This window comes from Rehaibacterium terrae (assembly GCF_014202935.1).
Taxonomy (GTDB): domain Bacteria; phylum Pseudomonadota; class Gammaproteobacteria; order Xanthomonadales; family Xanthomonadaceae; genus Rehaibacterium; species Rehaibacterium terrae.
The window spans coordinates 181,751-194,761 of record NZ_JACHHX010000004.1 but is presented as its reverse complement, the minus strand read 5'-3'; the positions used below and the strand labels follow the sequence as shown (position 1 = coordinate 194,761).

Here is a 13,011-nt window from a genome sequence, read left to right as displayed (position 1 = left end):
GAGCATCGAGGCGGCGCCCTCTCCGTGCCAGCCAGAAAAACAGTGTCGTGGCTCCGGAGGCCGGGGCGATGCCGGCCCCGGTGCCCGCCGGGATGACTGGCCCGACCGCTCCGAAGGCGCCACAGGAACCCCAAGCGATGTCCGCACTCACGCTGCTCCTGCCGCCCCGCAGTCGCTTCGACGGCCAGCCGCTGCCGGCCGGGCTGGGCAAGGCGCTCGGGCGGGGCGACCGGCTGCCGGATGGGCAGGGCGGCTGGCGGGCGCAGTTGCAGCGCCACATCGGGGTGTTGCCGCGCGGCTGGCCAGTGGCGGCGGTCACGCGGCAGCTCGATGCCGGCGATGCGGCGCTCAATGCCTGGCTTCGCGCCGATCCGGCACACGTGCGCGCCGACATCGGCACCGGACGCATGCTCGCCTGCGGCGATCTCGACCTGAGCCTGGAGGAGGCGCAGGACTTCCTGCGTCCACTCATGCCGCTGTTCGGTGATGCCGGCTATCCGATCTCGGCGCCGGTGCCCGACCGCTGGTACCTGATGCTGCCGCGCGAGGCGCGGCTGCCGCCTTTCGCCGAGCCGGAAGACGTGCTCGGCGACGACCTCTGCGATCACCTGCCGGCGGGCGACGGCGGCCGACGCTGGCGCGCATTGCTCAACGAGGCGCAGGTCATCCTCCACAACCATCCGCGCAATGCCGGGCGGGTCGCTGCCGGCAAGCTGCCGGTCAACAGCCTGTGGTTCTGGGGCGGTGGCGTGCTGCCGGACCATGTGGAACTCGCGGCCACCGCCGTGTTCACCCGCGAAGCGCAACTGGCCGGCTTTGCGCGGCTGGCCGGCGTCAGGGCAGCCGCGCTGCCGGCGGCCTTCGCCGCGCTGGCCGACGTGGCCGGCGATGTGGCCGGTGAGGTGCTGGTCGATCTGCGCGGCCAGCGCGATCTCGCCGCGCTCGAGCGCGACTGGCTGGCGCCGGCGCAGCGTGCGCTCGGCAAGGCGGTGTCCGAACTCGTGCTCGACTTCGCCGACGGTGCCGCCTGGCGGTTGACGGGCGGGCAGCGCTGGCGCATCTGGCGCCGGCCGGCGACATTGGCCGGATGATCCCCGCGCCGCGCATCCGCCGCCGCGAGGTCCCCGCCCACGGCCCGTGGCCGGGTCACGTGCCGCCCGTGCTGCAACGCATCTACGCCGCCCGTGGCGTGACCTCGCCCGAGCAGGCCGAACTGCGGCTCGCCCGCCTGCTCGCGCCGGAACTGCTCGGCGGCATCGACCGCGCGGCCGAGCTGCTGATGGCGGCGATCCGCGAGAACCGCCACATCGTCGTGGCCGGCGACTTCGACTGCGACGGCGCCACCGGCACGGCGGTGGCGGTGCGCGGTCTGCGGCTGCTCGGCGCGCGCCGGGTGTCGTTCCGCGTGCCGCACCGGATCGAACACGGCTATGGCCTGTCTCCGGCGCTGGTCGAGGCGATCGCGCCGACTGCGCCGGACCTGCTGCTGACGGTGGACAGCGGCATCGCCTGCCTGGCCGGCGTGGCGGCGGCCAAGGCGCGCGGCTGGCAAGTGCTGGTGACCGATCATCACCTGCCCGGGCCGCGGCTGCCCGCGGCCGATGCGATCGTGAACCCGAACCTGGAGGGTGACGCCTTCCCGAGCAAGGCGCTGGCCGGCGTCGGCGTGGTGTTCTACCTGCTGCTGGCCACCCGCCGGTGCATGCGCGAGGCCGGCCTGTTCGCCGGCGGCGAACCCGATCTGTCCGCCTTGCTCGATCTGGTCGCCGTCGGCACGGTCGCCGACCTGGTGCCGCTGGACTACAACAACCGCCTGCTGGTGTCGGCCGGCCTCAAGCGACTGCGGCAGGGGCAGTGCCAGCCCGGACTGCGTGCGCTGGCCGAGGTGTCGCAGCGACGGCTGGACCGGCTCACCGCCAGCGACATCGGCTTCGCACTGGCCCCGCGCATCAACGCCGCCGGCCGGCTGGAGGACATGGGGCTGGGCATCGAATGCCTGCTCAGCGACGATCCGGCCCGCGCCCGCCACCTGGCCGAGGTGCTGGACGGCATCAACGCCGAGCGCAAGGGCCTGCAACAGCAGATGGTGGACGAGGCCGATGCTCTGGTCGCCCGCTGGCCGGCGCCGGATGGCGCGCTGCCGCCGGTGCTGAGCCTGTTCGACGCCGGCTGGCATCCTGGCGTGGTCGGGCTGGTCGCCTCGCGGCTGAAGGACCGGCTGCACCGGCCGGTGGTGGCGTTCGCGCCGGCCGACGAGGGCAGCGACCTGCTGCGTGGCTCGGCGCGCTCGATTCCCGGCCTGCACATCCGCGATGCACTGGCCGCGGTCGATGCCCGCCACCCGGGGCTGATCGGCAAGTTCGGCGGCCATGCCATGGCGGCGGGGCTGAGCCTGCCGCGAACCGGGCTGGATGCGTTCCGCAGCGCATTGGAGGCGCAGGTCCGTGCCAGTCTCGACGAGGCATTGCTGTTGCGCGAGATCGCCAGCGACGGCCCGCTCGCCGGCGACGAGTTCGGCCGCGAATTGGCCGAGGCCCTGCGGCTGGCCGGGCCGTGGGGGCAGGGTTTCCCCGAGCCGGTATTCGACAACGACTTCGAACTGCTCGACTTCCGCGTATTGGGCGAGCGCCACCTGAAGCTGACCGTGCTGGCCGAGGGCCGCCGCGAGCCCCTGCAGGCGATCCACTTTGGCGGCTGGACGGGCACACCGCCGCCGGGCCGGCTGCGGCTGGCCTATCAGCTGGAGCTGGACGACTTCCGTGGCCGGCGTGACATCCAGTTGCTCGTCCGTCACCTCGAACCCGTCGCGTAGGCAGCGCGAGCCGCGAGCGGACCGGATCCATCATGGTGCTTGCGGTCGCGGCGGGCGCCGCTGCTGCAGCAGCCCGCCGGTGTTTGCTATGCTGCGCGGTCTTTCCGCACCGCACCATCACGGACCGAAGAACTCATGATCGAGCTCAATCCCGTCCGTCAGCGCATCGCCGACCTGCGCAGTCGGCTGGATGCGCTGAGGGGGTATCTTTGACTTCGATGGCAAGGTCGAGCGCCTCGAAGAAGTGAACCGGGAACTCGAAGACCCGAGCATCTGGAACGAGCCCGAACGGGCCCAGGCGCTGGGTCGCGAGCGATCCATGCTCGACAAGATCGTCGGCGGCATCCGCAGCCTCACCGAGGGGCTGGCCGGCGCCGACGAACTGCTCGAACTGGCCGAGGCCGAGAACGACGAGGAAACCGCGCAGGCGGTGGTCGACGATGTCGAGCGCTATGCCCGTGATGTCGAGAAGCTGGAATTCCAGCGCATGTTCTCCGGCAAGATGGACAGCGCCAACGCCTTCGTCGACATCCAGGCCGGCGCCGGTGGCACCGAGGCCCAGGACTGGGCCGAGATGCTGCTGCGCATGTACCTGCGCTGGTGCGAGTCACGCGGCTGGAAGACCGAGCTGCTCGAAGTCAGCGGCGGCGAAGTCGCCGGCATCAAGTCGGCCACCTTCCGCGTCGAGGGCGAGTACGCCTACGGCTGGCTCAAGACCGAGACCGGCGTGCACCGGCTGGTACGCAAGTCGCCGTTCGATTCCGACAACCGCCGCCACACCTCGTTCACTTCGGTGTTCGTCTCACCCGAGGTCGATGACGACATCGACATCGAGATCAACCCGGCCGACCTCAAGATCGACGTGTACCGCTCGTCCGGTGCCGGCGGTCAGCACGTCAACAAGACCGAGTCGGCGGTGCGCATCACCCATGTGCCCAGCGGCATCGTGGTGGCCTGCCAGACCGAACGCAGCCAGCACGCCAACCGCGACCGTGCCATGAAGATGCTGGCAGCCAAGCTCTACGAGCTGGAGATGCAGAAGCGCAACGCCGAAAAGGACGCGCTGGAGGCCAGCAAGTCCGACATCGGCTGGGGCAGCCAGATCCGCAACTATGTGCTGGACCAGTCCCGCATCAAGGACCTGCGCACCGGCATCGAGCGCAGCGACACCCAGAAAGTGCTCGACGGCGATCTCGACGAGTTCGTCGAAGCCAGTCTGAAGGCCGGCCTGGAGGCCGGCGCGAAACGCATCGACGCCTGACCATGCCCTGCGGGAGCGGCTTCAGCCGTGACCGGCTGCGTCGCCGGTCACCGGATTGCGGCTGAACCGCCCCTGCCATCGGATCGACTCTATCGGACCGACACCGGATGAACGACAAGCCCGAACACTCGCCCAGCGACGAGAACTTCCTGATCGCCGAGCGCCGCGCCAAGCTCAAGGCGCTGCGCGAGCAGGGCGTCGCCTTCCCCAACGACTTCAAGCGTGTCGACTACGCAGCCGACCTGCAGGCCGAGTTCGTCGACCGTGATCGCTGGACCGCCGACGCACTCGCCGCCAGCGGCCGCCGCGTGCAACTGGCCGGCCGCATGATGGCCAAGCGGGTGATGGGCAAGGCCAGCTTCGTCCAGATCCAGGACATGAGCGGGCGGATCCAGCTGTATCTGACCGCCGATGCCCTGGGCGACACCTATGCCGCGTTCAAGACCTGGGATGTGGGCGACATCGTCGGCGTGACCGGCACACTCACCCGTACCCGCACCGGCGAGTTGTCGGTGCAGGCCGACACGCTGCGTCTGCTGACCAAGTCGCTGCGTCCGTTGCCGGACAAGTTCCACGGCCTGGCCGACGTCGAGCAGCGCTATCGCCAGCGCTATGTCGACCTGATCATGTCGCCGGAGTCGCGCGAGGTGTTCATCCGGCGCTCGCGAATCATCCGTGCGATTCGGGACTGGCTGGACGCACGCCGGTTCATGGAAGTCGAGACGCCGATGATGCAGTACATCCCCGGCGGCGCCACCGCGCGGCCGTTCGTGACGCATCACAACGCGCTCGATCTGGACCTGTATCTGCGCGTCGCGCCGGAGCTGTACCTGAAGCGTCTGGTGGTGGGCGGTTTCGAGCGCGTCTACGAGATCAACCGCAACTTCCGCAACGAGGGCGTGTCGACCCGGCACAACCCCGAGTTCACCATGCTCGAACTGTACGAGGCCTACGCCACCTACATCGAGATCATGGATCTGACCGAGCACCTGATCCGCGACGTGGCCATGCAGGTGCTGGGCACCACGCGGCTCGTCTGGGAAGGTGTCACCATCGACCTTGGACCGGCGTTCCGGCGCTGGCGGATGGACGAGGCGGTGCGCCATCACAACCCGGAGATTTCCGAGGCCGACTGCCGCGACCGCGGGGCGCTGGCGCGCCATTGCGAACGACTCGGCATTCCGGTCGGGAAGGACTGGGGCTGGGGAAAGCTGTTGCTGGAGATTTTCGAGAAGACCGTCGAGGCCGGGCTGGAGCAGCCGACCTTCATCACCCATTACCCGGTCGAGGTCAGCCCGCTGGCGCGCGAGAGCGACAGCGAGAAGGGCATCACCGACCGCTTCGAGCTGTTCATCAACGGCAAGGAAATCGCCAACGGTTTCTCCGAACTCAACGACGCCGAGGACCAGGCCCAGCGCTTTCTCGCCCAGGTGGCGGCGAAGGAGGGCGGCGACGACGAGGCGATGCACTACGACGCCGACTACATCCGCGCGCTCGAATACGGGATGGCGCCGACCGGCGGCCTGGGCATCGGTATCGACCGGCTGGTGATGCTGTTCACCGACAGCGCCTCGATTCGCGACGTGCTGCTGTTCCCCTACATGCGGCCGGAGAGCTGAGGCGGAACATCGGAAACCGGAAACCGGGAATCGGGAATCGGGAATCGGAAAAGCGCAGGGCAACATGGGCCCGGCTCGGGTCGGGATGACGATGTCTCGATGCGCTTTCCCGAGTCCCGAAACGACCATCTTTATTCCGCCCGGGCTGCGGGAGTAAGCTGCCGATGCCGCGATGGGCGGCGCCGATGGCCCGTGTGCCGGAGTCCCGCGTGCATGTCCTGATCGTCGACGACCAGCCTTCCCAGCGGAAGATGCACCGGACCCTGATCGAGGACATCAGTCCGGAGATCACCGTGGCCGACTTCAGTGATCCGGTCGAGGCCCTGCTGTGGTCGCAGCACAATCCCACCGACCTGCTGCTGCTCGACTACCGCATGCCGAAGATGGACGGACTGGAGTTCGCCCGCCGCTTCCGCCGCCCGCTGACCCAGCGCGACGTGCCGATCGTGCTGGTGACGGTGGTCGGCGACGAGCCGATCCGCCAGGCGGCGCTGGAAGCCGGCGTGATCGACTTCCTGGTCAAGCCGGTGCGCCCGCGCGAATTGCGCCAGCGCTGCCGCAATCTGCTGGAGCTGCGCCAGCGCCAGCAGACGCTGCAGGGCAGGGCGCGCACCCTCGAACGCCAGCTGCTCAGCAGCATGCACGAGATCGAGGAGCGCGAGCGCGAGATCCTGGCGCGGCTCGCCAAGGCCACCGAGTTCCGCGACGGCGGGAATACCGGGCACCTGGAGCGGATCTCGCGCTACGCCGGCCTGATCGCCGAGGCCATGCGCCTGCCCGACGACGAGGTGCGGATGATCGAGCTGACGGCACCACTGCACGACATCGGGCAGATCGGCATCCCCGACGCCATCCTGCTCAAGCCCGGCAAGCTCACCCGTGAAGAATTCGCCGTGGTCATGCGGCATCCGACACTCGGCTACGAGATCCTCAAGGACAGCAGCAGCCGTTTCGTGCAGACCGGCGCGATCATCGCGCTGCACCACCACGAGCGCTGGGACGGCAGCGGCTATCCGGACGGGCTGGCCGGCGAGGCGATTCCGGTCGCGGCCCGCATCGTCGCCGTCGCCGACGTGCTCGACGCCATGAGCACCCCACGCCCGTATCGGGATGCGCACAGCCTGGAGGACACGCTGGAGCACCTGCGCAGCGAGGCCGGCCGCCTGTACGATCCGCTGGTGGTCGAGGCCCTGCTCCGCCGGCAGTCGCAACTCGCCGAGATCCGGGCCAGCTTCCCGCCAGGACCGGCGCGCGGCGAGTGAAGAGTGAAGCACGGGGACGGGGCCGGCGCAGCCATGCCTTCGCGAATCGCCGAGCTCGCCAAGCGCTTCCGCAACAGGCCGGACAGTGAGCATGCCCAGGCGCTGGTGCGCCTGGTCATCGCCTTCCTGATCCTGTCCTATCTGGTCGCGCTGGGCATCGGCAACGGCTTCGCCGATCCGCAGGATCGCGCCGTCATCGTCATCATCCTGGCCGAGACCCTGCTCGGGCTCGGTATCGTGATCGGCATCGCCCTGCGTCCCGGCGTGTCGCACGCCCGCCGCATCGTCGGCATCGTCGCCGACAACGCCACGCTGGCAGCACTGATGAGCATCGGCGGCGCAACGCTGGCGCCGCTGTACGTGATCTCGCTCTGGGTCGCCATCGGCAATGGCCTGCGCTACGGCACCGCATATCTGTTCGGTGCGGTCGGCGTGGCGGTGGCCGGCTTTCTTTACGTGATCCTGGTCACCCCGTACTGGCAGGCCAATCCGCATCTGGCCTGGGGCCTGCTGATCGGTCTGATCGCCATCCCCGGCTATCTGGTTAGCTTGCTGCGCAGCCTGCGTGCGGCGATCGAGGAGGCGCGGCGGGCCAACGAGGCGAAGAGCCGCTTCCTCGCCAACATGAGTCATGAGTTCCGCTCACCGCTGAACGGCATCATCGGCATGGCCGAGTTGCTGTCTTCGACCCGGCTCAATCCCGAGCAGCGCGAGTGCGCCGAGGTGATCCAGACCTCGGCGCAGACTCTGCTGCTGCTGGTCGAGGACGTGCTCGACATTTCGGCCATCGAGGCCGGCAAGCTGCGCCGTCAGGATGCCGACTTCAACCTGCGCGACCTCACCCGGCGCCTGCGCACCATGCTGCAGCCGCAGGCGACCGCCAAAGGGCTCGAGTTCCAGGTCCGTGTCGCGGAGGATGTGCCGGCAATGCTGCACGGTGATGCCGGTCACCTCACCCAGATCCTGCTCAACCTGCTACACAACGCGGTGAAATTCACTCCGGAGGGCAGCGTGCGCCTCGATGTCGAGCGCATTTCCACCGACCCCGGCGAAGTTCGGCTTCGCATGACGGTCAGCGATACCGGCATCGGTATCGCGCCGGAGGATCGGGCACGGATCTTCCAGCCGTTCGAGCAGGTCGACAGCGGGATCACCCGCCGCTATGGCGGTACCGGTCTTGGCACGGCCATCGCCAAGACACTGACCGAGCTGCTCGGCGGACGTATCGGGGTCGACGAAAACCCGGGTGGCGGCAGTGTGTTCCGGGTGGAAATCCCGTTCGGCCACGCACGTGGCGGCAACGCGCCCGCAGAAACCCAGACCGAGGACAAGATCGTCTCCTTCGATGATCCGTTCGTCCGCCACCGCGCGCGCGTGCGCCCGCTGCGTATCCTGGTCGCCGACGACCAGGCCGCCAATCGGCTGGTGCTCGAGCGCCTGCTCAACCGCGCCGGGCACTCCTGTCTGGTCGCCGGGAATGGCGAGGAGGCCCTCGACCGCATCCTGGACAGCTCGCCGGATGCGGTCATCCTCGACCTGCACATGCCCGGCATCAGCGGATTCGACGTCATCAAGCAGGCGCGCGTCATGCAGGCGGGCAGGCCGCGTACGCCGATCATCGTGCTCAGTGCCGACGCCACCGTGGACGCCGTTCAGCAGGCCGAGGCCGCCGGCGCCTTCGCTTTCCTGACCAAGCCGGTCGTCGTGTCGCGGCTGCTGGAAGCCTTGGCCGAGATCGCGGCCGGCAGCGGCGAGCAGGTGCCGATGCTGCCGGCAACGGCGAATGCGCCGGCGCTGCGCCCGGATGTCCTGATCGAGTTGGCCGGCATGGGGCTGGGGGCAGGATTCCTGCACGACTTCGTCGACCAGTGCCTGCGCGATGCCGCGCGCTGCCTGACCGACATCGAGCGCGCCGGCAACGGCGCGCACTGGGACGGGATGCGCGAGGCAGGCCACGCGCTCAAGGGTATCGCCGAGAACCTCGGTGCCCAGGCCCTGGTCGAGCGCAGCACGGAGATCATGCGCTGCAGTGATTCCGTGCTCGCGTCCGAGTGGCGACGGCGCCTGTCCGGGCTCGACACCCTGCTGGAAGTGACCGCCGACCTGGCCCGGCGCGAGGCCGAGCGGCTCTCCGGGGTGTGTTCCCCGGAGAGCCAGCCCGGCAACGAGTCGCGCTGAGCCTCAGCCGGTCTGGCGCAGCATGCGCGGCGCCGTCGTGTTCCGGCGCAGCTGCGCACGCACCAGCCGCTCCATGGTCTGCAGGGCGCGGTCGTTCAGCCGCATCGCCGCGTCCACCCAGCCGGTGGTCACGGCCAGCAGTTCGTCGAGGCTGACCGGACGGCAAGTCTCGCGCACCTGGTTCATCGAGCGCAGCGCGTTGCCGATGCGACGGTGCTTGCGGATCAGTTCGCGCGCGGCATTCAGACCTTCGCCGCGTGGCACCAGCAGGTCGACCACCCCCATCCGGCACAGCTCCTCGGCGGAGTAGACGCGGCCGTCCAGCATCATCCGCTCGGCCTGCACCGGCGTCACCCGGCGGCTGAGGAAGGTGTAGGCGCCCATGCCCGGGAACAGGTCGAACAGCACCTCCGGAAAGCCCATGCCCGTGCCTTCCTCGGCGATGATGGTGTGGCAGCACAGGGCCGCCTCGAATCCGCCGCCGAGGGCGTCGCCCTGCACGACGGCCACGCTGTGGACGCGGTCGCCGGCAAGCCGGGCGAAGGCGAACGCCACCTCGACGCACAGCCGCGCGTAGTCCAGCAGGCGGGCGCGATTGCCGCTGCGGATCAACTGGACGAACAGGTCGAGGTCGCCGCCGAGGTTGAACACGTCGGCGTCCGAGGCCAGGACCAGATGGTGGACGCCCGGCATCTCCGGGTGATCGTCCAGTTGCGCCGCGATGCGCTGCTGGCACTGGCGCAGCGAATGCAGCAGGGTGGTGGAGAAGCAGGGACGGTAAGCTTCGCCGCTGCCCGGGGTGGCGTGATGCATGTACAACCAGTCCGCTCCGGCTTCGCCCTCATGGCGGACCAGGGGTATGGGGTGGTTGCGGTCGATGGAATGCAGGTTCATGGTGCGCTCCTGTGGACAACGGTGGGAGGGTTGTCGCCTGGAGGCGCGTTGGCGTGGACTCTGCGCACAGGCGCCGTTCGAGTCTACACCCCTGAAACGCAAGCCGTTTTTTCCGCCCGGCATGGCCATCCGAACCACACCGGCGGGCGCCGCGCTTGACCTGTCACGGGGAACGTGGGTGAACTGTGGCCATGCCTGCCAGCGCATCCGCGTGCGAGGAACGCCATGGCCAGCCAGCACACCCGTCCGGGAGTCCGCAAGTCGCGCAGCACGCTCAAGGCGGGACTGCGCATCAGCACGCCGGTGAAGGACTGGGAGAGCGAAGTGCTGGACATCTCCCTGAGCGGCATGCGGGTCGAACGCCCGGTGGGCTTCGATCTGGGCGTGGGACAGCGCGTGGAGGCGGAACTGCGTCCGGAGCGATCCACGCCCGCTGTACTGCGCGCGCGCGTGGTGCGCGTCGGCGACGGCGACGTCGCGCTGCGCTTCGACGTCGTCAGCCCGCCGCTGGAAGCGGAACTGCGTGAACTGATCGGGCGCTTCGGTCGGCTGCGCGACGACTTCGACTGAGCGGCGCGGGCCGGGAAGGACTCCCCGGCACCGGGCCTCAGGCCGCCTGGCTTTCGGTCTTGGCCGAGTCGCGCAATTCGCGGCGCAGGATCTTGCCCACGTTCGACTTGGGCAGTTCGCTGCGGAACTCGACGTATTTGGGCTGCTTGTAGCCGGTCAGGTTCTCGCGGCAGTAGGCCTTCACCTGATCGGCGGTGAGCGCGGGATCCTTCTTCACGATCACCACCTTGACCGCTTCGCCGGCCTTGTCGTCGGGTACGCCGACGGCCGCGACTTCGAGCACGCCCGGCATCTGCGCGATCACGTCCTCGATCTCGTTCGGATACACGTTGAAGCCGGAGACGAGAATCATGTCCTTCTTGCGGTCGACGATGTAGAAGTAGCCCTTCTCGTCCATCCTCGCCATGTCGCCGGTATGCAGCCAGCCGTCCTGGTCGATCGCCTTGGCGGTTTCCTCCGGGCGATTCCAGTACCCGGCCATGACCTGCGGGCCGCGGATGCACAGCTCGCCGACCTCGCCGACAGGCAGCATCCGGCCGTCGTCGTCCTTGATGCAGGCCTCGGTGGATGGGATGGGGAGGCCGATCGAACCGTTGTACTCGTCCAGATCCATCGGGTTGATGCACGCCGCGGGCGAAGTCTCGGTCAGGCCGTAGGCCTCGACCAGGGTGACGCCGGTGACCTTTTTCCAGCGTTCTGCCACCACGCGCTGCACGGCCATGCCGCCGCCGAGCGTCAGATGCAGGCGCGAGAAGTCGCACTTGTCGAAGCCGGGTGTGTTGAGCAGTCCGTTGAACAGCGTGTTCACGCCGGTGATGGCGGTGAAGCGGATGCCCTGCAGCGTCTTCACGAAGCCGGGCATGTCGCGCGGGTTGGTGATCAGGTGGTTCAGGCCGCCGAACTTCATGAACACCAGGCAGTTCGCGGTCAGGGCGAAGATGTGGTAGAGCGGCAGGGCGGTGATGATCTCCTCCTTGCCCGGCTCGACCCCGGCGCCCAGCCACGCCGAGGCTTGCTGCATGTTGGCGACCAGGTTGCGGTGCGTCAGCATCGCGCCCTTTGCCACGCCAGTCGTGCCCCCGGTGTACTGCAGGAAGGCGATGTCCGACGGCTCGATATCGACCGCCGGCAGGCGGTGCTTCGCGCCGAGCTGGAGCGTCTGGGCGAAGCGCTGGGCGCCGGGCAGCGCGAAGTCGGGCACCGCCTTCTTGATGTACTTGAGCACGAAGTTGACCAGCGGGCCCTTGGGGAAGCCCAGAAGATCACCGACGCCGGTGGTGATCACCTGTTTTACCTGGGTTTCCGCGAGCACCTGCTCGACGACGTGCGCGAAGTTGTCGAGCACGACGATGGCCGCGGCACCGGAGTCGACCAGCTGGTGCTTGAGCTCGCGTGCGGTGTACATCGGGTTGGTATTGACCACCGTCAGGCCGGCGCGCAAGACGCCGAAGATGGCGATCGGATACTGCAGGATGTTCGGCATCATCAGGGCGACGCGATCGCCCTTCTTGAGCTTGAGCTCGTGGATCAGGTAGGCGGCGAAATCGGCGCTCATGCGATCGAGGTCGCCGTAGGTGATGCACCGCCCCATGTTGGCGAAGGCGGGCCTGTCGCGATAGCGTGCGCAGGCCTCCTCGAACACCGCCACGATCGAGCGGTACGCGTCGACATCCACCTCCGCCGGCACCCCGGGCGGATAACTGCTCAGCCAGGGCCGATCCGTGCTCATGCCTGTTCCCTCCGTCTCCCGTTGGTCGTACCGCGTGGCGCATGGTGCCCGCGGTCTCGTCTTCTCCGTACTTCACCGGATTGGACCACAGCCCCCCAGTGCCGGCAAGGCAGCCCGGGCCTGTGTGCTGCTGCTGTGCGCGCTGCTCCCGGCAGCGTGCGCGAAGAGCGAGCCGGAGGCCGTGCTGCGGGAAACCGTTGCTGCGATGCAGCAGGCCGTCGAGTCGCGCGACATCGTCGCGCTGATGCGGCCGGTGGCCGAGGACTTCGTCGGCAGCGGCGGACTGGACCGCGATGGCCTGCAGCGGCTGGCGCGCCTGCAGTTTCTGCGTCACGCCAGTATCGGGGTGCACCTGGGGCCGCTCAATGTCGAGCTCTTCGGAGATCGGGCGCGGGTGCGCTTCACGGTCGTGCTGACCGGCGGGGCTGGCGGCCTGTTGCCCGAAACCGGGCAGCTCTACGACGTCGACACCGGCTGGCGGCTGGACGGGGACCGATGGCGCTTGGTCAGCGCGGTCTGGCAGGCGAAATTGTGACGCGGCGGCAGGAGCCGCGACCCGGAAGCGGGGAGTGAGTGGGGAGGAGTGAGAAGTGAGCGAAGAGCGGCTTCGACGAACCGATGCTCTCTCCCGCTTCTTGCGTTTGCGAACCACCGGTTCGCGCGCCGCCGAGCGCCCGAGCGCTGTG

The 13,011-nt window shown here is 68.7% G+C and carries 10 protein-coding genes; 8 read left to right on the top strand and 2 right to left on the bottom strand.

Going from position 1 to position 13,011, the window contains the following annotated elements:
* The first annotated feature begins 137 nt into the window (after positions 1-137).
* The 6 genes from HNQ58_RS04400 (at position 138) to HNQ58_RS04375 (ending at position 9,132) form a co-directional block, all read left to right on the top strand.
* The gene (locus HNQ58_RS04400; RefSeq protein ID WP_183947571.1) at positions 138-1,091 is read left to right on the top strand and encodes a phosphoglycerate mutase; all 954 of its coding nucleotides are present in this window, start codon (positions 138-140) and stop codon (positions 1,089-1,091) included.
* A complete protein-coding gene (gene recJ / locus HNQ58_RS04395; protein ID WP_183947570.1) occupies positions 1,088-2,812 on the top strand; it encodes a single-stranded-DNA-specific exonuclease RecJ in 1,725 nt (574 codons plus the stop codon). Before HNQ58_RS04400 ends, recJ begins: the two co-directional genes overlap by 4 nt.
* Positions 2,813-2,947: 135 nt before the next feature.
* Positions 2,948-4,073 (top strand): peptide chain release factor 2 gene (gene prfB / locus HNQ58_RS04390; RefSeq protein WP_183947569.1). Its coding sequence is split into 2 segments (ribosomal slippage): positions 2,948-3,022 and positions 3,024-4,073, totalling 1,125 coding nucleotides; the frame shifts between segments, so codons are not numbered across the junction.
* Positions 4,074-4,180: 107 nt separating this feature from the next.
* Entirely contained in the window at positions 4,181-5,692 is a 1,512-nt protein-coding gene (gene lysS, locus HNQ58_RS04385; RefSeq protein ID WP_183947568.1) for a lysine--tRNA ligase, read from the top strand.
* Positions 5,693-5,856: 164 nt separating this feature from the next.
* Positions 5,857-6,954 carry an HD-GYP domain-containing protein gene (locus HNQ58_RS04380; protein WP_183947567.1) on the top strand — a complete coding sequence of 366 codons (1,098 nt, stop codon included), beginning with the start codon at positions 5,857-5,859 and terminating at the stop codon, positions 6,952-6,954.
* A 33-nt stretch (positions 6,955-6,987) separates the two neighbouring features.
* Complete coding sequence (locus tag HNQ58_RS04375) at positions 6,988-9,132, top strand: ATP-binding protein (RefSeq protein WP_183947566.1); 2,145 nt, start codon at positions 6,988-6,990, stop codon at positions 9,130-9,132.
* Positions 9,133-9,135: 3 nt separating this feature from the next.
* Here HNQ58_RS04375 and HNQ58_RS04370 read toward each other — a convergent pair whose 3' ends face one another.
* Complete coding sequence (locus HNQ58_RS04370) at positions 9,136-10,026, bottom strand: crotonase/enoyl-CoA hydratase family protein (RefSeq protein ID WP_183947565.1); 891 nt, start codon at positions 10,024-10,026, stop codon at positions 9,136-9,138.
* A gap of 225 nt (positions 10,027-10,251) precedes the next feature.
* Between HNQ58_RS04370 and HNQ58_RS04365 the strand changes: the two genes are divergently transcribed.
* The gene (locus tag HNQ58_RS04365; RefSeq protein WP_183947564.1) at positions 10,252-10,596 is read left to right on the top strand and encodes a PilZ domain-containing protein; all 345 of its coding nucleotides are present in this window, start codon (positions 10,252-10,254) and stop codon (positions 10,594-10,596) included.
* Between the two features lie 37 nt (positions 10,597-10,633).
* On the opposite strand, the gene HNQ58_RS04360 is transcribed toward HNQ58_RS04365, so the two are convergent.
* Positions 10,634-12,325, bottom strand: a complete 1,692-nt coding sequence (locus HNQ58_RS04360; protein WP_183947563.1) for a long-chain fatty acid--CoA ligase — start codon at positions 12,323-12,325, stop codon at positions 10,634-10,636.
* Positions 12,326-12,449: 124 nt separating this feature from the next.
* On the opposite strand from HNQ58_RS04360, the gene HNQ58_RS04355 reads away from it, so the two are divergent.
* Positions 12,450-12,860, top strand: coding sequence for a nuclear transport factor 2 family protein (locus HNQ58_RS04355; RefSeq protein ID WP_183947562.1), 411 nt, complete (start codon positions 12,450-12,452; stop codon positions 12,858-12,860).
* Positions 12,861-13,011: the final 151 nt, after the last annotated feature.